We start from the raw sequence: 23,180 nt of genomic DNA, 5'->3' as shown, positions 1-23,180 counted from the left end.
CCGGCCCGATCAGCTGATCATGAACAGCAAGAACGGCCCCACGCCCAAAACCAGCAACGCGGCCGCGTTCGTCTTCCGGTACTCCAGCAGCAACGCCACGAATTCCCGCAAGAACGCGCTCGGCACGAAGTACGACGCCGTCCTCGCCCCGATCACGTTGAGCCGCAACCCCAACTGCCGAGCCAGCACCGCGGTCCGGAACACGTGGTAGTTGTTCGTCACCGCCAGAATCGGCCCGGCAAACCCCCGCTGCGCAAGCAAAGCGACGCTGAACCGCAGGTTCTCGCTCGTGGTCGTCGCCCGGTCTTCCAGCACGATCTGCTCCGCCGGAACCCCAGCATCCATCAGGTACCGCGCCATCGCGTCCGCTTCCGACGTCAGTTCGTCCGCGCCCTGCCCGCCGGACACCACCAGCAACGCCCCCGGCGACCGCTGCTGCACCTGCACCGCGCGGTCGAGCCTGCTCGCCAGCAGCGGCGGCACCCGGTCGCCCTGCAGTCCGGAGCCGAGCACGACCACCGCTCCGGCACGAGCGCGGCGGGTGAGCCGGCTGTAGAGGATCGAGTACAGCAACAGCGCCGTGAACAGGAACGCCAGGTACCCGGTCACGAACAGCACCGCCATCGCGGCCACGCGCAGCACCGGCTGATCGTCGAAGACCAGCGAGCTCACCGCGAGAGCGAACACCGCGAGCAGACCGAGCCCGGCCAGCAATGACAGCAGGTTCGCGAGCCGCCGTCCTTCGCGGCGCAGCATCACGACGCCGTTCGCGATCAGTGCCCACGGCAGCGCCAAAGCGCCGAGCCCGCCTACGAGCGCCACCAGCGCGATGATCGCGATCTGGGCCCATTCGACGTGGTTGAAGAACGACAGCAGCCACAACCCGGTGAACCCGAGCGCGACCAGGAACCACACCGCGTTGCCGACCCGCCGCGGCTCGCGCGCGAACCGTACGACGAACACGAGCACGGAAGCCAGCGCGAACAGCCCGGAAGTCATGGTCCAGCATTCTGTCTGGCATCCGCGAGCAGCGCTCGGGCAGGTACTCAGAGTGACGTCGTCAGGCCCCGCGCGCGCAGCACCGACCGCTCCAGCGGACGGAACACGATCAGCTCGATCGCCACCCCGACGAACAAAATCAGGAAAATCGCCGCGATCACCATGGGCATCGAGTTGTACGACGACCCGTCGTTCAAATACGTCCCCAGCCCGACGCCGAGGCTCGGCGAACGCGCGATCAGTTCCGCGGCCATCAGCGAGCGCCACGAGAACGCCCAGCCCTGCTTGAGCCCGGCCAGGAACCCGGGCAGCGCGGCGGGCAGCAGGATGTGGCGCGCCGCGGCGAACCGGCCGGCCCCCATCACCTTGCCGACGCGCGGCAGGATCGGCGGGATCTGGTCGATGCCCGCCACGAGGCCGTTCGCGATCGACGGAACCGAACCGAGCAGCACGACGAAATAGATCGCCGCGTCGTTGATGCCGAACCAGATCACCGCGGCGGGCACCCACGCCACGGACGGCAGGCTCTGCAATCCGCTCAGCAGCGGGCCGATCGCCGCGCGCACCGCGCGGACTTTCGCCACCAGGATGCCCAGCGGCGTACCGATGACCACCCCGGCGGCGAAACCCAAAGCGGCACGGTGCACCGAGGTCCAGATGAAGCCGAACACCGAACCGTCGGCGACGGTGCGCCAGAACTCGGCCCAGACGTCCAGCGGCGCGGGCAGCGTCGTTTCCGGCCAGAACGCGGCGGCCCACAGGACCTGCCAGATGGCGATCAGCAGCACGAGCGCGCCGACGGGCGGCAGGAAGCCGCGCACGAACCGGCGGCGCAGCGAAGCCGGCCGCGCGCCGGTGGGGGTGTCGAGCCGGTCCAGTCCGGCGCCGACGGCTTCGTCCAGCTCCGGGGCCGCCTGGTCAGGCTGCGGCATGGGTGCTGATCACCTTTCGCAGATCGGCCGTGATCTCCTCGGCCAGCAGTTCAGCATCGGCGGACGGCACGTCGTGCCATTCGCGGACCACTCGGCCCGGACGCGACGACAGCAGCACCACGCGCTGTCCGAGCCGGACGGCCTCGCGCACGTCGTGGGTCACGAACAGCACCGACGTACCGGTGCTGCGCCACACCCGCAGCAGTTCGCTCTGCAGCACGTCGCGGGTGATCGCGTCGAGCGCCGCGAACGGTTCGTCCATGAGCAGCAACGCGTTGCCGTCGTCGCCGCCGACGCGGTGGGTCGCGGCCAGCGCGCGGGCCAGCGCGACCCGCTGCCGCATCCCGCCGGACAGCTCGTGCGGACGCTTGCGTGCCGCGTCGCTCAGCCGCACCAGATCCAGCAGCTCAGCGGCCTTCTCGCGACGCTCGGAGCGGCCGAAACCGGCGAGCCGCAGCGGCAGTTCCACGTTCCGGGACGCGGTCAGCCACGGCATCAGCGCGGCCTCCTGGAACATCACCGCGGGCCGCGAGGTGGTGAGAGTGATCTCACCGGCCGACGGCTGGTCGAGACCGGCGACGAGGTTCAGCAGCGTGCTCTTGCCGCAGCCGGACGCGCCGAGCAGGCAGACGAACTCGCCCGGTTCGACGGTGAGGTCGACCCCGTCGAGCGCGGTCACGGCGCTGCCCGCGGAGCCGAACACCTTGCCGACGCGGTCGAGGTGGACGGCGGCGGTCACGGGCCGGGCCAGGGTGGTGGTCATCGCGGATCGCCTTCCGGTCGGGACGTCACTTCGCCAGTTCGGGCGCGTTGACGGCGGGCAGCTGCTGTGCCTTGAGGACCTCGTTGAGCGGGCCGAAGTCGGCGAACCCCTTGAGGTCCACCACCTGGTCGACCACGCCCGCGGTCACCGAGTCCTTGGCCAGCTGCGGGAACTGCGCGGGCACCGGGTCGGTGGTCAGTTCGATGTTCGCGAACGCGCGGTCGAGCACGGCCGGGCTGAGCGAGCTGCCGGAAAGCTCCTTGAGCGCGCCGTTGACGACGGTCTTCGCCTCGGCCGGGTTCTTCTTCGCCCAGTCGATCGCCTGCAGTTCGCCCTTCAGCAGCGCGCGCACGGTGTCCGGGTGCTGCTTGAGGAATTCGCTGCGCACGATCGCGACGGTGGTCGGGAACCGGCCTTCCGGCCACAACGACTTCTCGTCGACCAGCACCTTCGCGCCCGCGTCGGTGACCAGCCGCGACGACCACGGCTCGGGCAGCCAGCCGCCGTCGACCTCGCCCTTGCGGAACGCGTCGAGCGTCTTCGGGTTGTCCAGGTTGGTCACGTTGACCTGGCCGGTCAGGTGCTTCTCGGCGAGGAACTTCTTGAGCGCGACGTCCTGGGTGTTGGCCAGCTGCGGCGTCGCGATCGTCTTGCCCTTGAGCTGGTCGACCGAGGTGATCCCGGGCTTGACCACCAGCTGCGCGCCGCCGGTGACCGCGCCGGCCACGAGCTGGATCGCGCCCTTGGACTTGGTGAAGGCGTTGATCGCCGGCCCGGAGCCGATGAACGCGACGTCGAGCGAACCGCCGAGCAGCGCGTTCACTTCGGACGGACCGGCGTTGAACGTCTGTGTCGTGAGCTTGGCGCCGCCGAGGTTCTGCGCGAAGAAGTTCTTCTTGACCCCGATCAGCGCGGGCGTGTGCGTCACGTTCGGGAAGAAGCCGACGCGCACCTCCCCGGCGGCGCCCTGGTTGGTCGCGGCCTCGGTGCGGTCCGCGCGGGAACACCCGGCGAGCGCCCCGAGCACCGTCAGCGCGGCGAGTGCGGAAGCGAGCAATCGGGTTCGCGGAAATGTACGCACAAATGGCCCTTTCGCGGTCAGCGGAACGGGGCGAGAATGACACGGTCACCCGCGAGACTGCATATGCATCCGCATCCCGGGAAATTGTGTGGGATTACTTGACAGGCCCGGGCCTCACCTGCTTGTCAGGAGCGAGACGTCGCCGAACTCGTGCCACAGATACTCCCGCCGCACTGCCGCGTCGTAAGCCCGCTGCACCAGCTCCGGACCCACGACCGCTTCGAGAAGCAGCAGGTGGGATGCCTCCGGGGCATGCAATCCGGTGATCAATCCGTCGACCGCGCGGGCAGGCCGGTCGGGACCGAGCACGAGTTCGGTCCAGCCCGCCGCCGCGGTGACGAGTCCGCCGGGATTCGCGGCCGATTCGATCGCGCGCACCGCAGTTGTCCCTACTGCGATAACGCGTCCACCCTGGTCGCGCACCCAATTGACCAACGCGGCAGTCGTCGCCGGAACGCGAAATCGCTCACCGTAAGGCGGTTCCCCCGCTTCCGGCGACGAGACGCCGGTGTGCAACAAGATCGGCGCGAACAGCACCCCGCGCGAGACGAGTTGAGCGACCAGCTCCGCAGTGAACGGCCGGGCCGCGCTCGGCATCTCCGCCGAACCCGGATCGAGCGCGAACACGGTCTGGTAATTCGGCAAGGGCCAGGCGCGCGGGACATAGCCGTAGCGGATCGGCCGCCCGACCTTCGCGAGATACCGCGGGATCTCGCCTTCCACTTCGATCTTCGCGCGCCACAACCGTTGCGCACCGGCGACGTGCGGCTCGCGCAGTGTGACGACGGCGCCGACGGGCAGGCTGAGCCGCTCCCCCGCGTGCCCGTCGAGAAGAGGGCCTCCTGGGGCGCGGAGTTCGACCACCCAGGTGCCGTCGTCGAGTTCGGTGGAGAAGTGGATGGCGATGACGTGGTCGTCCCGGACGGCGTCGACCGCAGCGGGCAAGGTTCCGGAAGTGTTGACTATCAACAGGTCGCCAGGATTCAAGAACGCCGCCAGGTCGCGGAAAGCGGCGTGGTGCACACCCTCGGGACCGGCCGCGAGCAGCCGCACCTCGTCCCGGGCGAGACCTCGTGCTTCCGGCGGCACGGACGCGCTGCGGTCCTCGGCCAGGTCGAACCGGGTACGCGGTGCGGTCATGACTGCACCTGCAGATCTGCCGCGCGGAACCGGCCACTCGCCGGGCGTTCCTCCAGCAGCCGCAGGAAAGCCGGTACCGCGGTCTCCGGCAGCGGCCGGTCCGAAATGTCTTCACCGGGGAAGGCGGCCTGGTGCATGGCGGTGCGCAGATCCCCGGGATCGACGGCGTACACCGCGATATCCGGGTTTTCCACGCCGAGCACCGCGCTCACGTGGTCCAGCGCGGCCTTCGCCGAACCGTAGCCGCCCCAACCCTCATACGCCTCCACGGCGGCGTCGGAGCTGATGTTCACCAGCACTCCCTTTGCCGCGGCGAGCGCGGGCAACAGCAGGCGGGCGAGTGCGAGCGGCGCGAAAACGTTGGTGCGGAAGACAGTTTCCAGCTCGTCCGGCGGATACTCGGCCAGCGGCGGCAGCGGGCTGACGCCGAGCGTGCTGGCGTTGTTGACGAGCAGGTCGAGCCGGGGTCCGGCGGCTTCGGCGAGCTGGCTGCGGTGTGCGGGGTCGGTGACGTCGCCGGGCACCGGGGTGAACCCGGCCTCCGCCGCGGCGGCGCGCAGCGTGCCCGGGTCGCGCCCGGTGCCCAGCACTGTCCATTCGCGACGGACGAGAGCCGAGGCGAGCGCCCGGCCCAGACCGGCGGAAGCGCCGGTGACAACAGCTACTGGCATGGTCCCTCCAGAAGTAGGCACCTGCCAGCGTGCGACCTCTACCTTACTGGAGGTCAACCGGACGGCGGCCGCGCAGCACCGTGTACGCCACCAGCGAAACCACGAACCCGGCGTAGTAGGCCAGATCCGCACCGTGCAGCGCCGCGGCAACCGGTCCGGTGTAGACAGTCGTGTTCATGAACGGCACCGCCGCCGCGAAGCCCACCACGAACGCCACCAGCGCTGCCCAGCTGCGCACCGGACGTCGCAGCTCAGCCAGCACGTCGACCTCGCGGCCGCGACGCGTGCGCCGCAGCCAGTCCGGCACGACGACGCCGAGGAACGGCGGGATCCAGTAACTCACCACCAGCAGCACGTTCTGGAATTTCGCCGCCAGGTCGCCGGTGTGCATCCAGAGAATCAGCGCGAACGCCAGCACCGTCACGACCACCGCCGAAACCGGACGACGCACCCGCACGCCGACGGTCTGCAACGCGAGCGAGCCGCTGTAGTCGTTCATCGCGTTGGACGAGACCGCCGCCAGCGCGATCACCAGCAACGCCACCGCACCCAGCACACCGCCGCCGAGCAGCGTCGACACCCCGGCGGCGGTCTGGTCGCCCAGCGAGGTGCCGAGCGCGAGACCAATGCCCTCGCCGAGCGCGTACGACGCGGTCAGTCCGAGCAGGGTGAACCAAAAGACGCCGCTCAGCCGAGTCGAAGCGGGCAAGTAACGGCTGAAATCCGACGCATAAGGAGCCCACGAAATAGCCAGGCTGAGCGTAATGGTGGAAAACAGCACGACGGCGCCGGCGAAATCGCCACCCGTGGCGGAATCGGCGAATGTGATCGGGTGGTCAAGCACCACCTTTACCGCAAGCGCGACAAATGCGACAACCAGCACCACGCTCATCACGGCCTGGACCCGGTGGATCACCGCGTAACCGAATACGCCGAGCGTGCACTGCAGCACCAGCACGACGAGCACCGCAGCCCAGAACGGCAGCCCGGTGAGCTGCGCCAGCGCTTCGCCGCCGAACAGCCCGACCAGCGCGTCCCACGCGATCGAGCCGAGCCATTGCACCAGGCCGGGCAGCACGACGCCGCGGCCGAACGGGAGCCGCGCGAGCGGCAGCTGGCCGGTGCCGGTGCGCGGACCCCAGGTGGACAGCCACGCGACCGGCAGCGAACCGATCACCGTGCCGATCAGCGCGATGACGAACCCGGTGGTGAAGCCGAGGCCGAGCGTCGCGCCGAGGGTGCCGGTGAAGACGGCGGTCATGGTGAGGTTCGGCGCGAACCACACGCCCGCGAGCCGCCACGGCCGCCCGAACCGGTTCGCGGGCGGGATCGGGGTGATTCCGTGCGTTTCGATCGCGAAATCCCCTGCTCCAGATGGCATTCGGCCGCCGAAGACCTCGGCGTCGATCCCGCTCATGCGCTGCCCTTTCTCCCGGCTGACCCGTGAGTCTGAACCGGAGTGCCCGGCCGCGCCAATACTCTGTGGCGTTCCCGACCCGTTCTCGGCAAGATCGCCGCAATGGGGGAAGGACCGCGCAGTCCGCTGCGCCATCGCGCGTTCGCCGTTTTCTACGCCGGGCGGCTGGTCTCGCTGCTGGGCAGCGCCATGACCCCGGTCGCGCTGGCGTTCGCGGTGCTGGGCAGCAGCCGCAGCCCGACCGACCTCGGCGTGGTGCTCGCCGCCGGGATCGTGCCGCTGCTGGCGTTCCTGCTCGTCGGCGGCGCGGTCGGCGACCGGTTCCCGCGCAACCGCGTGCTGCGGCTGTCGAACCTCGGCGCGGGCGCGGCGCAACTGGTCGCCGCGACCATCCTGCTCACCGGCAACTACTCGCTGGCCGCCCTCGCCGTCACCGAGTTCCTCGGCGGCGTCTGCACCGCGTTCACCACGCCGGTGCTGCGCGGGATCGTGCCGCAGATCGTCCCGGCCGAATCGCTGCGGCAGGCGAACTCGCTGCTGGCCACCGGACGGAACATCACCAAGGTGGCCGGTCCGGCCGTCGCCGGGGTCCTGGTCGGCACGGTCGGCGGCGGCTGGGCGATCGCCGCCGACGGGGTGTCGTTCGTGCTCGCCGCCCTGCTCTACCAGGCGATCACGCTGCCCCCGGCGGAGCACACTGTGCAAGACAGCGTCTTGCACAGTGTGCGAACCGGCTGGCGGCAGTTCTGGCGCATCCCGTGGCTGTGGCGGGTGGTCACCGCGTTCACCGTCTACAACATCGTGTTCACCGGCGGCTGGCTGGTGCTCGGGCCGGGCATCGCGCAGGACACGATCGGCGCGGCCGGATGGGGCGTGGTGCTGAGCGTGCGCGCGGTGGGCGCGCTGCTGTCCGGGCTGGTGATGTACCGGCTCGCACCGCGACGGCTGCTGCCGATGGGACTGGTGAGCGCCGCGCTGACCGTGCTGCCGCTGATCGCGCTCGGCCTGCACGCGGGTTTCGCGGTGCTGGCGGGCTCGACGTTCGTCGCCGGATTCTGCGCGGGGGTCATGAGCGTCGCCTGGGACACGACGATGCAGGAGAACATCCCCGGGCATCTGCTGTCGCGGATGGCCGCGTTCGACGATTTCGGTTCCTACGCGGGCATTCCCCTGGGCGAACTGCTGGCCGGGCCGCTCGGGGCGGCGTTCGGCGCGCCGCAGGTGGTGCTGGTCGGCGGGATCGCCATCGCCGTCGCCGCGCTCTCCCCGCTGCGCTCGCCCGCCGTCCGCGCGCTGCGGCACCCGCCGGTCCGCGTGCCGTGAACGCAAGGAAGGGCCTGCCGGGGATTCCGGCAGGCCCTTCCTTCACCCCTCGGTCACACCAGCAACAGGAACGCCACGCCGTTGGGCGAGCCGAGGCCCGTCACGTCGTCGTAGCCCTTGGTCGTGTGGATCGTCAGGTTCGGGTAGTCGAGCACCCGGGCGGAGGTCTTGAGCCCCGCCGAGGCGTCGACCCCGTTGGCGAAGTCCACGCGCTGCACCGCGCCGTCGACGTGCTGCACGTCGTTGATCGCCGACGTGCGCGACGTCAGCTGGTACAGCACCGGGTTGATGAACCCGTGGTGGAAGTGGTCGAGGCTGTCGGCCACCGCCATCACGCCCGCGAACACCGGCGACGCGAGGCTCGTGCCGCCGATCCGGTACTGGTCGTAGTAGACGCCGTCCGGGAAGGTCTGCGTCTGGCCGACCAGGAAGCCGGTGTTGGGGTCGGCGATCGCGGAGATGTCCGGGACCACGCGCCCCTTCGCGCCGCCGGTCTGGTTCTTCGTGGACAACGCGTCCGGCACGATTCCCCTCTGGTAGAAGGGCTGGCCGAACAGCCGGCTCGTGCCGCCGCCCGCGCCGCCGTTGAACGCGCCCGGGAACGCCGGGGCGTAGGCGCCGTCGGTCAGCGTCGACTTGCCGGTCTCCCACCCGGTTTCGAAGATCCGCTTGCCGTCCTTGCCGACCGCCAGCGACGTGCCGCCGACCGCGGTCACCCACGGAGCCGAGGCGGAGAAGTCCGGCGACGGCGTGCCGAGGCGCGCGACCTCGTCCCCGTTGTCGCCGGAGGAGAAGTACACGCCGATGCCCTCGAGCACCGCCTGCAGCGAAATGTGGTTGAACACCTTGACCTCGGCGGCCGGGATGTCCTCGCCGGTGTCGCCGTAGGAGTTGGAGATGATGTCGGCCTTGTGGCCCGCGACGACGTAGTTCAGCGCGGTGTCCAGCGACAGGTCTTCGCAGTCCTGCCCGCCGACGTACAGGATGTTCGCGCCCGGCGCGAGCCCGTGCGCGGCCTCGACGTCCAGGGTTTCCTCGCCGTACCAGCCGGAAGCGTCGCACTGGTCCGGCCCTTCGAGCACCGGGTTCGGCGGGAAGATGTGCTGTTTGAACTGCTGCTGGGTCAGCGGGTGCGCCGGGTCGTTGCGCTTGGCGTACTCCGAGGCGTCGGCGTAGATCGTCGGCGACGCGAACGCGTCCACAATGGCGATCGTGGTGCCGCGCCCGTCCGCGCCGAACTTCGCGACCTGGTCCAGCCCGTACGCCGAACGCAACTGCGCGGGCGTGTAGCCGCACGGCGCGTACGGAAGCTGCTTGCCGTTGTACGCAGGGTCAGTCGTGTCGGTCTTCTCGCCGTAGTAAGCGCTGCACGGCCCCGAATTGCGGAACCCGTTGCTCGGCGGCGCGGTCGACGGGCTGCCCTGCACGCGAGACTGCTTCTTCGCGGTCGGGTCCGCCCCGTCGGTGTGGTCCGGTTTGAACAGGTTCGTCGCCTGGTCGACGCCGACGACGCCGAGCACGTCGTTCGCCAGCGCGGCCGGGACGGACAGGTCCTTGTCCGCCGCCCGCAACGTCTGCCCCTTGACCTGGTACTTGCCCAAGGTCACGGCGAACGCGCGCTGCACCTGATCGGCGGTACCGGTCGCCTCGACGTAGGCCCGGTTGGACGGCACCTCGCCGATGCCGAATCCGCTTGCGGACAGCCAATTCTTCACTGCCGAAACGGTCTGGTCGGTGGCCGCGAACCGGTCCCGCACCTGGTCCGGCGAAAGATAGTGCCGGTAGTCGCGACTGTTCGGATCGGACACCGACTGCGCGGCGGCCTCGGCCGCGCCCTGGTCCTTGAGGTTCAAGTAAACCCGAAAGTCCATAGTGGACGACCCGGCCGTGTCGGCCACCTTGGACTGCGGATTGGCCCAAACCGGATGCGATTGCGGAATGTCCGCCCGCCCCTGAGCCGACGCCACGGCAGGCGAAGCGGCTAAACCGCCCACCACCGCCAGCGAAAGAAACATGGTGACGCTTCTACGCACAGCAACTCCCTCGTGTTGCGCGGCCTCGACCCCGCCTGCCGCCGGAACGAGATTAGGACTGCCCCCGCCCGCCAGGGAAGCGTCCGGCTTCCCGGTGCGGAACCGTTATCTGCTCCCCTCATCGCGACACAAGGGACAGCTGCGGCCAAAGTCCGTTTCATCCGCACTGTCCACAGCGGAATGTCCAGAAATCAGAAGAACGCCCGTTTTCCCACGCTCCCTTCGCAGCACTAAGCGACCCGAGACACCACCTACGAAGGTCGCACAATCTCGATCACCGGCACCAGAAACTCACCCGGCTGCCCGGATCGCCCACGTCCGCACAGCCCGCCAGCACCCACCGCAGCCGACGCACCCACCGATCGCGCCGCCCTGCCCGACCCCCGCACCCCGATACGAAGCCTCCCTGCGGTCCGGGGGTGCTTGCCCGGGCATCTTTCCCGCCTGGACAAGCACCCCCGGACCGTCAGCACAATCAAGCTTCGGGGTGGCGGTGCGCCAACCGGGCGCAATGTCGCCCCCAGGCGACGAGCCGCCCGCAAGTCGCGCACATGAAAACGATTCACCCCACCCCAGCCGAACACTCCGTGACATCCACCCCGATATCACCCCATATGGGGTATTCCTCCCCCAGTGGATCTAGCTAACCGACCCAAACGCTCCTAGCATGCCGACCATGGGGACCTTGCCGCCAAGGCGGGTAAATTGATTTCGCTGACCTTCCGGATCCTGGGGCCGCTGGAGGTCATCGCCGAGGGCAGGGCCGTACCGCTGGGCGGCCCGAAGCCCCGGCTGCTGCTGGCCGCACTGGCCCTCCAGCCGAACATCGTGGTCTCCACCGAAGCCCTGGTCGAAGTCCTCTGGCCGACCACCGCCCCGCGCTCCGCCGCCGCCAACATCCGCACCTACGTCCACTCCCTCCGCCGACGCCTGGCGGAAACCTCCCCCGACCTGGCCGACCGCATCACCAGCCGCGCCTCGGGCTATCTCCTCACCGTCCCGGAAGACGAACTGGACCACCTGGTCTTCACCCGCCTGGCCACCCAAGCCTGGGAATCCCAAGACAACCCGGAAACCGCCCTGACCCTGCTGGACCAAGCCCACTCCCTCTGGCGCGGCGAAGTACTGGAAGGCCTCCCGCATGACCCCACCTGGGGCCCCGCCGTCGCCCGCCTGGACGAATTACGCCTGGCAGTACAAGAACAGCGCCTGCGCGCCCGCCTGGATCTGGGCCGCCACAACGAAGTCATCGCCGAACTCCGCGCCCTCGTCACCGAACACCCGCTCCGCGAAGAACTCTGGCACCACCTGATCACCGCGCTACGCGACGCAGGCCGCACCACCGAAGCCGCGGAAGCGTACGAGCTGGTCGAACAAACCCTCGCCGACGAATTGTCCGCGAGCCCTGGCGCAGCGCTCCGCGAACTCCGCACGACCCTCGAAGTCCCCTGCGCCACAATCCCGCCGATCTGCCAGCTCCCCTTGGATCTGCCCGATTTCACCGGCCGCAGCGAGGTAATCGAGCACCTGGTCGCGAAACTCCGCCACCACGCCGAAGCCGAACGCCCCACGATCGTCGTCCTCTCCGGCGCACCAGGCGTCGGAAAGTCCTCAATCGCCGTACGGGTAGCGCATGCCGTCCGCACCGTTTTCCCGGACGGACAGTTGCATGTGGACCTGGCCGGAACCTCGTCGTCGCCACGCTCGCCCATGAGCGTCCTGGCCGAACTCCTGCGCGCCCTGGGCATCCCCGATTCCGGCCTCCCCCGGGACCTGCCAGAACGCTCCGCGCTCCTGCGTTCCCAGCTCGCCGGGCGCCGGATGTGCATCGTCCTGGACGACGCGGGCAGCGCCGCCCAGGTGCGCCCGCTGCTCCCCGGCGCGGGCGCGTCCGCCGTACTGGTCACCAGCCGAATCCGCCTGCCCGATCTCGCCGGCGCGATGCCGGTCGACGTCGACCTCCTGCCCGAACCGGAAGCCGCGCGTCTGCTGGAAGGCATCGTCGGCCACGAACGAGTAGCCGCCGAACCCGAAGACGCCGCGGCGATCCTGCGCCAATGCGGACATTTGCCGCTCGCGATCCGGGTAGCCGGAGCCAAGCTCACCCACCGGCCGACCTGGTCGTTGCGCATCCTCGCCGACCGTCTCCACGACGAGCACCGCCGCCTGGACGAGCTGCGCGTCGGCGACCTGGCCGTCCGGGCGAGCGTGACCCTGAGCTACGACCTCCTGCCGATGTCCGCCGCCGCGGCCTTCCGCCGCTTAGGCGCGCTGGGCCCGGTGCACTTCCCCGCCTGGGCAGTCGCCGCGGTACTGGGCCGCCCGTCCGCCGACGACGTCCTCGACGTGCTCGTCGACGCGCACTTGGTGGAACTGGTCGCCACCGACGTCGCGGGACAGCCGCGCTACCGCCTGCACGACCTCCTGCGCGTCTACGCCGCGGAACTGGCCGAGCCCGCCGAAACCCGCACCGCGATCGGCCGCGTGCTGGAGGGATATCTGGCGCTGGCAGTAGAAGCCGCCGAACGCATGCCGATCCACTTCTTCGGCCAGTACCACGACGACACCGACCTGACCCTGCCGCCGGAAGCCGACCGGCTCCTGACCGATCCCGCCGCCTGGTTCGCCGCCGAACGCGCCACCTGCGTCGCCGCCGTCGGGCTCGCCGCCGAACGCGGTTTCGACGACCTGACCTGGCGGCTCACCGCGGCCCTCACCCCGTACTTCGACCTCCGCGGCCACCAGGACGACTGGCACGCCACCCACCTGATCGCTCTGGAAGCAGCGCGCCGGGCAGGCGCGATCCGCGGCGAGGCGGTCGTCCAGCGCAACCTCGGCCAAGTCCTGCTGTACCAAGACAACGACGCGGACGCGATGGTCGCCTTCGAGGCGGCACGCGAGCTGTACCAACGGATCGGCGACCAGCAAGGGCTCGGCGAGGCCTACGCCGGCCTCGGCACCGTGCTGCGGATGCAAGGCCAACCCGACCGCGCGCTCGAACCCTGTCACGAAGCGCTCCGGCTGTTCGGCGAAGCGGGCGATCCGCACGGCGAAGCGGTGATCCGGATCGCGATCGGTTCGATCTGGGTCGCGCGCAAGTGCTACGCGACCGCGCGCCGCTGGTACACCGACGCACTGGAGCTGTCCTGCGAAATCGGCGACCGGCACCGGGAAGCCCATGCGCTGCAACGACTCGGGCTCCTGCACCAGCGCGAGGGCAACCTCGCCGAAGCCCGCGAACACGTCACGCGCGCCATCGCCGTGTTCACCGATCTCGGCGACGACCACTGCGTCGGCTACGCGAACCAGAACCTGGGCGAACTGTGCCTGTACAGCGGCGATCTCGCGCACGCGCAGCTGCTGCTGGTGAACTCGCTGAGCGTGCACCGCCGCAACGGAGACCGCCGCTCCGAAGCCCACGCGTCCCAGCTCCTCGGCGAGCTCCACTCCGCGCTCAGCCAGCCGGAACGGTCCCGCAGCTACGCCGAACGCGCGCGGGCCATCCGCCGCGAGCTGTCCGCCGACACCCCGGTCGACGACCGGCCGCGCAAGACCGGGCCGCACCGGATCGTGTCCGCCTGACGCGCGGGCCCGGTTGCGCGGCCAAACCCGTGCGCCGGGCCACGATGCGCTGATGAACACCAGAAAAGCGGCTGGTCACGTCCTTCTTGCGGTGACAGTTATCGCTTTGTCGACTCCAGCTCCGGCCTCGGCCAAACCGAAGCACGGCCGGAGAGTGCTGGAAAGACCACTGACCTACCGCCTCTACGCGACCCGCGAAGGACTCGTCGGCGGCACCACCTCGAGCGGGCACCGGATCACCGAACGAGACCACTTCGTCGCGCTCCCGTCCACGAAAACGGTGTCCTCCAAGGGAAGAGGGACCTTCACCGTCCGGGTGTGCCGCACCGACGGCACGCGCTGCGAGTACGCGCCGGTGTGGGATGTCGGGCCATGGAACGAACACGACGATTACTGGAACCCCGCCGGCCGGCGCGCGGCATTCGGTTCGTTGCCGCAAGGCGTACCGGAAGCACAAGCGGCGTACCAAGACGGTTTCAACGGCGGCAAGGACGAACACGGCCGTACCGTGCGCAATCCGGCCGGTCTCGACCTGGCCGACGGCACGTTCTGGGACGGACTCGGGCTCAACGGCAGCAGCTATGTGGACGTCACTTTCCTGTGGACCGGCAGCGCTCCGGCCACCGGCGTGGTGACCGGCGGCGCCCCGCTGGTCGTGCGCACGTCCGCGAGCAACGACGCGCCATCGGCCGGATTGGCCGCCGACTCCGCTCAGGTGCCGATCGAGTGTTCCGTGCAAGACGGCACGGCGCGCTGGAACCGGATAGGCCCCGGGCATTACGTGCCCGAGGCCTATCTCCGAGCCGACGCGGCCGTGCCCTCCTGCTGAACCATCAGTGATGGTGGTGGGCATGCACGACGGCGTGCCCACGACCGCGGCCGATCATCCACTTGTTGACCGGAACCGTGACCACGAAGGCGATCGCGAGCGACAACGCCAGCGACAGCCAGAACAGGCCGCTCGACAATCCCGCGTCCATCGCGCCCGGGATCGCCACGACGACGGTGTTGTCGATGACCTCCATGACCGCGATCGACACCGTGTCGGCGGCGAGCGCGACTTTGAAGGCGGCACCGAGCGCGAGGCCCGACTTGAGCACCCCGCGCATGGTGAGGGCGTAGCCGAAGACGAACGCCAGCACGATAGACAGCACCACAGTGGCCGCGTTGTGCAGGCCGAGCGCGGTGCCGAGGACCATGCCGAGCACTTCGCCGATGGCACAACCGGTGAGGCAGTGCAGCGTCGCTTGAGCGGCAGTGGACCAAGACGCTCCGTGCTGGTGTTCGTTCATGCCTGCGACTATACCCCTTAGGGGTATAAATGGCGCAAGGTCGCCCGATGTGATGACTGTCGCCCGGCCGCTCCGGCGAATCGGTATAACCGGAAGTGTGGTGATCAACTCGGCGCGTCGTCGCGCCGCCGCATTCGTCCTCGTTCTCCTTCCAGGAAGCCTCCTCAGCGCTCCGGCCGCCAGCGCGCGCACGTCCTCGCTCAAGTGGGGCGCGTGCCCGGCCGGGACACCGCGGCAGGTGTCGTGCGCGAGCCTGCGAGTGCCGCTCGACTACGCGAAACCGAACGGGAAGCAGATCACCCTCACCGTGTCCGGCATGGGCAGTCTCAGCGCGCCGCATTTCCTGCTGGTGAACCCTGGCGGACCGGGCGCGTCCGGGCTGGGCACCGAGAAACTCGTGTTCAGTCAACTGCCGCGGGACGTCGCACAGCAGTACGCGGCGTTCAGCTTCGATCCGCGCGGAATCGGGGCGAGCACACCGGTTTCCTGTGGCGACACCTCGGAACTCGCGCCGCATCCGGCCTCGCCGTACCAACCAGCCGATCTCCCGCAGGAGCGGAAACGCGAGGGCTTCGCCAAGCAGATCGCGGCGCGATGCGCGGCGAACGGGAAAGACCTGCTGCCGCAGGTCACCACCGAGAACGCGGCGCGCGACATGGATCGGATCCGCCAAGCGCTCGGCAAGGACAAGATCGACTACCTCGGCTATTCCTACGGCACCAAGCTCGGTGCCACGTACGCGACCCTGTTTCCGGCGCACACCGGGCGGATGATCCTGGACAGCGTCGTCGATCCGACGGCCACCACGTATCAAACGCAGTTCCAGCAAAACGCCGCACTGCAAGCGCGGGCCGAGCAACTGTTCGCCTGGACCGCGGAGCGCGACAGCACGTACCACCTCGGCGCCACCGCGTCCGCGGTCAAGACCGCGTGGAACGAACTGCGCGAGAAACTCGCGGCACGACCGGCGGACGGCAAAACCGGAGTGTCCGAATTGGACGATCTGCTGGCGTCCGCGATGTACGGCGACTGGGCCTGGCCGTCGCTGATGCAGGCGATCGCGAGCCACCGCGGCGGGGATTCCGCCGGGCTGAACGTCGCCGCCGGACAGGCGCGGTACGCGGTCGACCCCGGCCAGCTCGCCTACAACTGCGCCGACACGGGCTGGCCGCGCGACTGGGCGACCTGGCACGCGGACACCGCGAAGTCGGCGATGTCCGCGCCGCTGTTCGCCTGGCTCAACAGCTGGTACAGCGCGCCGTGCGCGTTCTGGCAGGTCCCGGCGTCGCCGGAGGTCCGGATCGGCTCTGCTCCGGTGCCGCCGATCCTGTTGCTGCAAGGGAAAGACGACCCGGCGACACCGCTGGCCGGCGCACAGCGGATGCGTCGGGTGCTGCACGGGTCGAGACTGCTCGTCGACGGCGGCGGCAACCACGCCGCCTACCTCAACGAGCGCAACCCGTGCGTCGACGACAAAGCCGCGCACTACCTGCTGACCGGTGAACTCCCCCAGGACGGGACGTGTCCGGCGGGCGGAGAGAAGGCTGCGCCTTCCGGCGGTTGAACTCGCTTGCGTAACCGTTTGGTCGCGTTCGGTTGACCCCCTGCCGCCGCTGGCCCTACCTTCGGCTGCCAGGTCACATAGCCGGGGAACGGTGGGGGATGCGAGGGCGGACCAAAACGCTCGTGCTGGGCGCGGCGCTGGTGGCGACCGCGGCGGCGCTGGCGGGCAGTTGCTCGCCGGTCCTGTCCGGCTCGGCCCCCGAGCAGGCGAAAATCGCCTTCGTGCCGAAAATCGGCGGCATCCCGTACTTCGACGCGATGAACGCCGGCGGCATGCTGGCCGCCAAACGGCTCGGCGCGAAGTGGTTCCTCCGCGCGCCGGCGTCGGTCGACCCGGCCGCGCAAACCGCGATCCTGCGCCAGCTCATCGCCGAACGCGTGGACGTCATCGCGGTCGCCCCGAACGATCCGGCGGAGCTGGCCCCGACGATCGCGGAGGCGCGGGCGAAGGGCATCCACGTGCTCACCACCGACACCGACGCCGCCGATTCCCAGCGCGAGGTCTTCGTGAACCAGACGACGGCCGAGGGCATCGGCTCGGCGCTGGTCGACTCGCTGATGAAGAAGACCGGCGGGACCGGCGAGTACGCGATCGTCTCGTGCGGGCGCGCGGCAGCGAACCTCAACTCCTGGATCGAAGCCGAGAAAACGTATGCGGCACAACGCTATCCGCAGGCGAAGCTAGTCGAGACGGTGTACGCCGACGAGGACACCACCACCGCCACGAAGCTGGCGAAGGAGATCCTCAACCGGCATCCGAAACTCACCGGCATGATCGGGCAGTGCACCACGGCGACGCCCGGCATCGCACGAGCGGTGCGTGATCAGCAGAAGATCGGCCAGGTCTTCACCGTCGGCACCGGCACGCCGCAGACGATGAAGCCGTACCTGGTCGACGGTTCCTGCTCCATGACGGTGCTGTGGAACGTCGAATCCCTCGGCTACCTCACCGCCTGGACCGCCGAGCAGCTCGCGACCGACGCCCCGCTCAAGCCCAGGAACAACGTGAGCCCGGAGCTCCCCGCGGTGCGCTACGACGCGGCCACCCGGACGGTCCTGCTCGGCGATCCCCTGCTGATCACGCAGAACAACGTGGATCAGTTCAAGTACTGAGGGTCCTCAGCGCACGTCGACGGTCACCGTCAGAGTGCGCGTCCGGGCCGGCAGCTTCGCCATGTCCACCTTCAGGTACTCGCCGTCGTCCTGACGGCCATTCGGCTGCGCCTTGGCGTGCAGGGTGTACGGAGCCGTCGAGTTCGCAACCCCGTCGATGCCGAAGTCGCTGTCGTTGCTGATCACCACGGTGCGGTCGCCGTCGGTCGTCGCGACGCCTTCCACCTTGTCGTGGCCGAAGAAGCCGCCGCTCGGGTCGAGCCCGGTCACCAAGCCGCCGACGTCGAGGAACAGCTTCTTCGCCGCGGGTGTCACACCGACCTTCGCCAGCGCGTCAGCGGCCTCCGCGGTGGTGGCCTTGCCGACGTACGCCTCGATGCTCTTGCCGCCGTCGACGAGCAGCCCGCCCTTGACCGCGTCGTAGGTCGCGCCTGGCACCTTCGCCGCCGGTCCGAGGTCGGTCGCCTTGCTCAGGTCGATCTCGAACAGCTTCTTGTACGCGCCCGGCTCGGCCTTGCCGTCGCGCTCGTCCACCAGGAAGCGGGTCGCGGACAACGCGGTGATCTCGGAGACCGCGGTGCTGGTCTCGTCCGGGTTGTCGAGCAGGTAGGCGTACTCGTGCGTGGCGCGGGTCTTCAGGTCGACCGTCACGATCCGCAGCGCGGGTACCTTGCTGGGCTTCTTCGTGAGATCCGGCTGCTGCAGCGCGGACTGCATGATGCCGACGAGCGTCCGGCCGTCCGGCGTGAGCGCGAGGCCCTCCATGCCCTTGTTCGGCACGCGGTTCTTCAGTTCCTTCGGCAGCGAACCGTCGAAGGGCGAGAGCCGCTCGATCGCCCGGCCGTCCGCACGGAAATGCGTGATGAACGGGCCGTACTCGTCCGACACCCAGAATGTCCCGTCGCGTTGCGCGACGAGCCCTTCGGAGTCGTAGCCGTTCGGCGACGCGGGCAGTTTCGCGCCGTTGAGGTCCACGATGGTCTCGCCGGTGTTCGCCAGGGTGTTGACCTGGCCGTTGTACGGCGAACCGTCGGCCGCGCGCAGCGGAATATTCCGCTCCAGCACGGCTTTTCCGCCCTTGAGCCGGAACTTGCCGACGGCGGGCGTGAACGACGGCAGCGGCTCCACTTTGGACCCGTCCGGCGCGTCGACGTTCGGCCCGCGGTCGGTGAGCCCGTAGAACTCGTCGCGCGAACCCGGCACCGGAGTCAGCGCGGACCCGTACCCGCCGCCGGTGATCTTGACGCCGCCGACGGTGCCGAGCGGCGGCAAGTCCGTCGGGTACAGCCGGACCGCGTCGCTCACGGTGTAGGTGAACGTGTCGCGTCCGGTGAACCCGGCGGCGGGCGTGTAGCGGAACGATCCGTCCGGGCCGATGGCCAGCGCGCCGTGGCCGGGATCGGTGTGCCGCACCACCGCACCGTCGCGCTGCGCGTCGCCGCGCACCTGCAGCGTGTGCCCGGCCCGCACCCGGTAATGGTCGTCCGGACGGCCCTTGGCCTCGGCCGGGCCCGCGGCGGCCAGCGGCAGCACCAGCGCCCCGGCGACCAGCCCGATCTTCACGCGTTTCATCGGCTTTCTCCTCCTCTGGCGTCGTTTCGACGCCGGAGGGAGTCTTGACGGCCGAGTTGGACAACGTCCGTCATCGAGACGACCGCCGCGTTAACGAGCGCGCCGTGCTCGAGCCGCTACCGCACCTCCTCCGACGATCAGCAGGACCGCGGCGACACCCCAGCGTCGCTGCTTCTTGACGTTGTCGCGTGCTTTCGCCGTGCGCTTCTCGGGCGGTTTCGGGATGCCCTTCACCGGGGCTGCGCGCGACGGTGCCGGGGGCTGAGGCATCGGGATCGGCTGGATGATCGCGTCCGGTGGTTGCGGGGTAGGGGTAGGCGTGACCGGACTCGGCGTCGTGGGTGGCGGGAAGGACGGTGGTGACGATGGGTGCGGCGGGGGCACCGGGGTGGACGACGGCGTGGGGCTCGCCGAGCTCGACGGGGTCGGGGTCGGGGACGGCGAGGACGGCGTCGTGGTCGGTGAGGACGAGGTCGTCGGCGGGGTCGAGGACGACGGAGGCGGTGGTGGCGGAGGCGGTGGCGGCGGGGGTTCCGCCAAACACCCGGCGCCATCGGACATCACCAACGGCGGCCCTGTGCTCACCTCGACCGCGGAACCGCCGTCCATCCGGTACGTGACGCTCCGCCCGTCGATCCAGTTCGCGGTCGCGTAGAGCTTGTGGTCCGGCCCGAACACGACGGCACCGTAAGTCGCCGCCGGAAACTGCTCCCCCGGCACCTTCGCGACCGTTCCGCTCACCGGGTTCACCGTGACCACCGCGCCCTCGGCAGCGGACGAAACCCCGTACAGCAGAGCGTCTTCCGGGTTGTATGCGAAATCGTCGACGCCGGACGCGAGCCACCACGGATGCAGCAACACCGGCCCGGTCGCAGTGAGGTAACCGGAGCTGTGCGGGTCAACGTCCACTGTGTACAGACTGGTCGCCCGCTTCACGTACCAAGAGCTACCGGACATCGCCCCGGCCGTCGCGCCAGTGACCCAGCTCCACACGCCATGGTGCGTTTCTCGCCCAACCGCGCCGAGATCGGTCAACTCACCTCCGGAGTCGATCCGCACCGCGTGCCAGCCGTCGTGGAAACGACCGTCGGCGACGCCGTAGGTCACGTCCTGCGCGGCCGAATACGCGATGGCATTCAGCGCGAACGGACTGTGGTGCAACAGATGTCGCGCGCCGGAGGGCAAGGTCAACCGCACGATGTCGGACGACTGCCCGTCACGGCTTTCGACCTGCAGCACCCGGCAGGACGTCGCGGCCGCGCGCTGGCGAGCCGGAGCCAGCCATCCGGACGCGACGAGCAGCCCGGCGACCGCGGCCGCGGCGGCCACCACAGTCAGGTACCGGGAACCTCGCACCGGTCAGCCGAGCCGCGAGATCGCCGAGGTGAACGCGTCCGGATGCACGTTCGCGCCGCCGGCATAAGGGTTCTGCAGCTGGTAAATCGCATAGAGCAGCAGGACGATCGTGCCGGCGAGCGTCGACACGATCACCAGGTGCGCGGCCATCCGCGTGCCGCCGAAGAGGTTGGGCAGCAGGATCGAGATGACGCTGCCGAGGATGAGCGCGAACCACATGACCGAGCCGACGCCGTCGGTTTCCGCGCCGGTGAGCCGGGTCTGGCGGGCTTGGTAGACCTGCCAAAGCTGGGCGGCGGCGTCCTTCTTCCGGTCGTTCGTCCAGTCGTCGCTGGCCTGCGCGCTGGCGACGACGCGGCGCATCTGGTCGAGCTGCGTCCAGCCGGTGTCCGGGACCGGCCCGTCGTCGACGAGCCGGGGCCATTCCTGCTTCGACACCGTCGTCGCGTACGCGATGGCCAGGCGCCGCACCTGCTCGCCGGTGTCGCCGGGCAGTGCCTGAGCCGACCAGGTGGCGGCGACCAGGCCCTCCGCCTCGGTGTAGGAACCCTCGCGCGTGGCCGTGACGGCGTCGAAGAGCGAGATCAGCACGAAGGCGACCAGCACCGCGTGCAGCCCGCCGACGATGGTGAACACCTGGCCCGCGGCGTCGTTGTTGTCGCGGCGGCCCTCGTCCCAGCCGAAGCGCCGGACGAGATAGCCGATCACCGCGGCCGCGATCGCCGCGCCGACGACCCAGAACACCCCGGTCACGTAGACGTTCATCCGGTTCCTTTCGCGCGGGGAAATACGCTGGCCGACGCTATCCAGCCGATTCCGGAACGGACAACGGCGAAACCCGCGATTCAGCCGGGTGGCCGTCCACCGCCCGCGCGGTTCGCCGGATCGGAGCAGCGTCCCGGCCACGCGTACCCCCGATTGCCCTTGCTCAACAAGGGAAAATTGCTCGGATACCGGTGGTGCGCACTCGACCGGGTTACGGCAGCGGACCCACGGTGACGCGCCTCTCGTTGTCGACCGGACAACAGCACCGGCAATGCCCGAAAAGGAGCTTCGGCAAACAGGTGAATCGGACGCGGTTACCCGATCGAGTGATTGTCGAGATCATCCGCCTTGCTATGTTGATGCGCGGCGCCGCTTACGATTTCGCATTCCTCTCCCGGAAAACACCGCTCCGCCGGGTTCCGGCGTTTTCGACGTTAGGTGGTTTCGCAGTGATCGTCCCGAGCCCCTCCGCACTGTCCACTGTGGCCGCCGTGCTGCGCCCGGAAGCGGAAGAACGATGACGACGGTGGACGCGCGCACCGGGGCCCGCTCCGTGGCCGAGGTGCTGGACTGGAGCCGGAGCCGCTGGGAACCCGCGATGCGCGCGGCGGTCGACCGGCTGCCCGTGTCGATGCGCCGGATCGCCGGCTACCACCTCGGCTGGTGGGACGAAACCGGAACCGCCACCAGCGCCGCCGGAGGCAAAGCCCTGCGCCCGGCCCTGGTGCTGCTGTGCGCGGAGGCCTGCGGCGGAGACCCGGAAGACGCGATCCCCGCGGCGGTGGCCGTCGAACTGGCCCACAACTTCTCCCTGCTGCACGACGACGTCATGGACGGCGACCGCACCCGGCGCCATCGCCCCACCGCGTGGACCGTCTTCGGCACCGGGCAAGCGGTGCTGGCCGGAGACTCCCTGCTGGCACTGGCCTTCGACGTCCTGTCCCCCGACGGCCCAGCCGCCGCCCGCCTGCTGAGCACCGCGGTACTGGACCTGCTGCACGGCCAGCACGAGGACCTGGCGTTCGAACAGCGAACGAACGTCGAAGTAGCGGAATGCGTCCGCATGGCCCAAGGCAAAACGGCGGCCCTGCTGAGCGCGGCATGCACGCTCGGCGTACTGGTCGTCGGAGGCCGCGGCGAGCACGTCGAACGCTTCGGCCGCTTCGGCCGATCGCTAGGCCTTGCCTTCCAACACGTCGACGACCTGCTCGGCATCTGGGGCGACCCAGCAGTCACCGGCAAGCCGGTCTACTCGGACCTGCGCAGCCGCAAGAAATCCCTCCCCGTGGTCGCGGCGCTCACCTCGGGCACGTCAGCCGGACAGGAACTGGCAATGCTGTACCGACAGCCACTCCCGGACGACTGCCTCGCCAAAGCCGCGGCTTTGGTCGACGAAGCCGGGGGCCGCTCTTGGAGCCACGCCCAAGCAGACGAACTGCTCACCGACGCGCTGGCCGCCTTGACCGCCGCCAACCCAGCCCCCCGGCCAACGGCCGAACTGACCGCGATCGCCCAGCTCATCACCCGCCGGGACCACTGACTCGGGCGATCGTCCGCCCCAGACAACAACTTGAACCT

Annotated in this window: 19 protein-coding genes; 7 read left to right on the top strand and 12 right to left on the bottom strand. The window is 69.5% G+C overall.

Features of this window, described 5'->3' with window-relative positions; translation table 11 throughout:
* Positions 1-9: 9 nt before the first annotated feature.
* The 7 genes from L3Q65_RS43970 to L3Q65_RS43940 all read right to left on the bottom strand — a co-directional run bounded on the left by L3Q65_RS43970 (position 10) and on the right by L3Q65_RS43940 (position 7,003).
* Complete coding sequence (locus L3Q65_RS43970; protein ID WP_237598284.1) at positions 10-999, bottom strand: YdcF family protein; 990 nt, start codon at positions 997-999, stop codon at positions 10-12.
* A 47-nt stretch (positions 1,000-1,046) separates the two neighbouring features.
* Entirely contained in the window at positions 1,047-1,931 is an 885-nt protein-coding gene (locus L3Q65_RS43965; RefSeq protein ID WP_237598283.1) for an ABC transporter permease, read from the bottom strand.
* Complete coding sequence (locus L3Q65_RS43960) at positions 1,918-2,694, bottom strand: ABC transporter ATP-binding protein (protein WP_182892340.1); 777 nt, start codon at positions 2,692-2,694, stop codon at positions 1,918-1,920. Before L3Q65_RS43960 ends, L3Q65_RS43965 begins: the two co-directional genes overlap by 14 nt.
* Positions 2,695-2,719: 25 nt before the next feature.
* Positions 2,720-3,775 (bottom strand): ABC transporter substrate-binding protein, encoded by a 1,056-nt coding sequence (locus L3Q65_RS43955; protein WP_237598282.1) that lies wholly within the window; start codon positions 3,773-3,775, stop codon positions 2,720-2,722.
* 114 nt (positions 3,776-3,889) lie between these two features.
* Positions 3,890-4,915, bottom strand: a complete 1,026-nt coding sequence (locus L3Q65_RS43950; protein WP_237598281.1) for an S-adenosylmethionine:tRNA ribosyltransferase-isomerase — start codon at positions 4,913-4,915, stop codon at positions 3,890-3,892.
* Positions 4,912-5,586, bottom strand: coding sequence for an SDR family oxidoreductase (locus tag L3Q65_RS43945; RefSeq protein WP_182892343.1), 675 nt, complete (start codon positions 5,584-5,586; stop codon positions 4,912-4,914). The genes L3Q65_RS43950 and L3Q65_RS43945 overlap by 4 nt, the downstream gene beginning before the upstream one ends.
* 43 nt (positions 5,587-5,629) lie before the next feature.
* Entirely contained in the window at positions 5,630-7,003 is a 1,374-nt protein-coding gene (locus L3Q65_RS43940; RefSeq protein ID WP_237598280.1) for a cytosine permease, read from the bottom strand.
* Positions 7,004-7,105: 102 nt separating this feature from the next.
* Between L3Q65_RS43940 and L3Q65_RS43935 the strand changes: the two genes are divergently transcribed.
* Positions 7,106-8,326 (top strand): MFS transporter, encoded by a 1,221-nt coding sequence (locus L3Q65_RS43935; protein WP_237598279.1) that lies wholly within the window; start codon positions 7,106-7,108, stop codon positions 8,324-8,326.
* A 53-nt stretch (positions 8,327-8,379) separates the two neighbouring features.
* Here L3Q65_RS43935 and L3Q65_RS43930 read toward each other — a convergent pair whose 3' ends face one another.
* Positions 8,380-10,341: a protease pro-enzyme activation domain-containing protein gene (locus L3Q65_RS43930; RefSeq protein ID WP_237598278.1), complete on the bottom strand. Its 1,962-nt coding sequence runs from the start codon at positions 10,339-10,341 to the stop codon at positions 8,380-8,382.
* Between the two features lie 723 nt (positions 10,342-11,064).
* On the opposite strand from L3Q65_RS43930, the gene L3Q65_RS43925 reads away from it, so the two are divergent.
* Positions 11,065-13,941: a BTAD domain-containing putative transcriptional regulator gene (locus L3Q65_RS43925; protein WP_182892347.1), complete on the top strand. Its 2,877-nt coding sequence runs from the start codon at positions 11,065-11,067 to the stop codon at positions 13,939-13,941.
* 154 nt (positions 13,942-14,095) lie between these two features.
* Entirely contained in the window at positions 14,096-14,770 is a 675-nt protein-coding gene (locus L3Q65_RS43920; RefSeq protein ID WP_370648155.1) for a hypothetical protein, read from the top strand.
* Between the two features lie 4 nt (positions 14,771-14,774).
* On the opposite strand, the gene L3Q65_RS43915 is transcribed toward L3Q65_RS43920, so the two are convergent.
* On the bottom strand, positions 14,775-15,233 hold the full coding sequence (locus tag L3Q65_RS43915; protein ID WP_101435430.1) for a DUF4396 domain-containing protein: 459 nt from the start codon (positions 15,231-15,233) through the stop codon (positions 14,775-14,777).
* A 97-nt stretch (positions 15,234-15,330) separates the two neighbouring features.
* On the opposite strand from L3Q65_RS43915, the gene L3Q65_RS43910 reads away from it, so the two are divergent.
* Both L3Q65_RS43910 and L3Q65_RS43905 read left to right on the top strand, forming a co-directional pair.
* Positions 15,331-16,797 (top strand): alpha/beta hydrolase, encoded by a 1,467-nt coding sequence (locus L3Q65_RS43910; RefSeq protein WP_237598277.1) that lies wholly within the window; start codon positions 15,331-15,333, stop codon positions 16,795-16,797.
* Between the two features lie 98 nt (positions 16,798-16,895).
* Positions 16,896-17,909 carry an autoinducer 2 ABC transporter substrate-binding protein gene (locus tag L3Q65_RS43905; RefSeq protein WP_182892351.1) on the top strand — a complete coding sequence of 338 codons (1,014 nt, stop codon included), beginning with the start codon at positions 16,896-16,898 and terminating at the stop codon, positions 17,907-17,909.
* A gap of 6 nt (positions 17,910-17,915) precedes the next feature.
* On the opposite strand, the gene L3Q65_RS43900 is transcribed toward L3Q65_RS43905, so the two are convergent.
* The 3 genes from L3Q65_RS43900 to L3Q65_RS43890 form a co-directional block, all read right to left on the bottom strand.
* A complete protein-coding gene (locus tag L3Q65_RS43900) occupies positions 17,916-19,481 on the bottom strand; it encodes an esterase-like activity of phytase family protein (RefSeq protein WP_237598276.1) in 1,566 nt (521 codons plus the stop codon).
* Between the two features lie 90 nt (positions 19,482-19,571).
* A complete protein-coding gene (locus L3Q65_RS43895) occupies positions 19,572-20,837 on the bottom strand; it encodes a hypothetical protein (protein ID WP_237598275.1) in 1,266 nt (421 codons plus the stop codon).
* A 3-nt stretch (positions 20,838-20,840) separates the two neighbouring features.
* Positions 20,841-21,602, bottom strand: a complete 762-nt coding sequence (locus tag L3Q65_RS43890) for a hypothetical protein (protein WP_182892354.1) — start codon at positions 21,600-21,602, stop codon at positions 20,841-20,843.
* A gap of 230 nt (positions 21,603-21,832) precedes the next feature.
* Between L3Q65_RS43890 and L3Q65_RS43885 the strand changes: the two genes are divergently transcribed.
* On the top strand, positions 21,833-22,123 hold the full coding sequence (locus tag L3Q65_RS43885) for a hypothetical protein (RefSeq protein ID WP_182892355.1): 291 nt from the start codon (positions 21,833-21,835) through the stop codon (positions 22,121-22,123).
* Positions 22,120-23,142 (top strand): family 2 encapsulin nanocompartment cargo protein polyprenyl transferase, encoded by a 1,023-nt coding sequence (locus tag L3Q65_RS43880; protein WP_237598274.1) that lies wholly within the window; start codon positions 22,120-22,122, stop codon positions 23,140-23,142. The genes L3Q65_RS43885 and L3Q65_RS43880 overlap by 4 nt, the downstream gene beginning before the upstream one ends.
* Positions 23,143-23,180: the final 38 nt, after the last annotated feature.

It is taken from the genome of Amycolatopsis sp. FU40, from assembly GCF_021903635.1.
GTDB lineage: Bacteria > Actinomycetota > Actinomycetes > Mycobacteriales > Pseudonocardiaceae > Amycolatopsis > Amycolatopsis dendrobii.
This window is presented reverse-complemented; position numbering and strand designations above follow the sequence as displayed.

What these genes read in the sequence shown, in the direction of transcription:
- L3Q65_RS43970 (WP_237598284.1), bottom strand. Translation starts at nt 999, where the DNA reads ATGACTTCCGGGCTGTTCGCGCTGGCTTCCGTGCTCGTGTTCGTCGTA.
- L3Q65_RS43965 (WP_237598283.1), bottom strand. Translation starts at nt 1,931, where the DNA reads ATGCCGCAGCCTGACCAGGCGGCCCCGGAGCTGGACGAAGCCGTCGGC.
- L3Q65_RS43960 (WP_182892340.1), bottom strand. Translation starts at nt 2,694, where the DNA reads ATGACCACCACCCTGGCCCGGCCCGTGACCGCCGCCGTCCACCTCGAC.
- L3Q65_RS43950 (WP_237598281.1), bottom strand. Translation starts at nt 4,915, where the DNA reads ATGACCGCACCGCGTACCCGGTTCGACCTGGCCGAGGACCGCAGCGCG.
- L3Q65_RS43945 (WP_182892343.1), bottom strand. Translation starts at nt 5,586, where the DNA reads ATGCCAGTAGCTGTTGTCACCGGCGCTTCCGCCGGTCTGGGCCGGGCG.
- L3Q65_RS43940 (WP_237598280.1), bottom strand. Translation starts at nt 7,003, where the DNA reads ATGAGCGGGATCGACGCCGAGGTCTTCGGCGGCCGAATGCCATCTGGA.
- L3Q65_RS43935 (WP_237598279.1), top strand. Translation starts at nt 7,106, where the DNA reads ATGGGGGAAGGACCGCGCAGTCCGCTGCGCCATCGCGCGTTCGCCGTT.
- L3Q65_RS43930 (WP_237598278.1), bottom strand. Translation starts at nt 10,341, where the DNA reads ATGTTTCTTTCGCTGGCGGTGGTGGGCGGTTTAGCCGCTTCGCCTGCC.
- L3Q65_RS43915 (WP_101435430.1), bottom strand. Translation starts at nt 15,233, where the DNA reads ATGAACGAACACCAGCACGGAGCGTCTTGGTCCACTGCCGCTCAAGCG.
- L3Q65_RS43905 (WP_182892351.1), top strand. Translation starts at nt 16,896, where the DNA reads ATGCGAGGGCGGACCAAAACGCTCGTGCTGGGCGCGGCGCTGGTGGCG.
- L3Q65_RS43900 (WP_237598276.1), bottom strand. Translation starts at nt 19,481, where the DNA reads ATGAAACGCGTGAAGATCGGGCTGGTCGCCGGGGCGCTGGTGCTGCCG.
- L3Q65_RS43890 (WP_182892354.1), bottom strand. Translation starts at nt 21,602, where the DNA reads ATGAACGTCTACGTGACCGGGGTGTTCTGGGTCGTCGGCGCGGCGATC.
- L3Q65_RS43880 (WP_237598274.1), top strand. Translation starts at nt 22,120, where the DNA reads ATGACGACGGTGGACGCGCGCACCGGGGCCCGCTCCGTGGCCGAGGTG.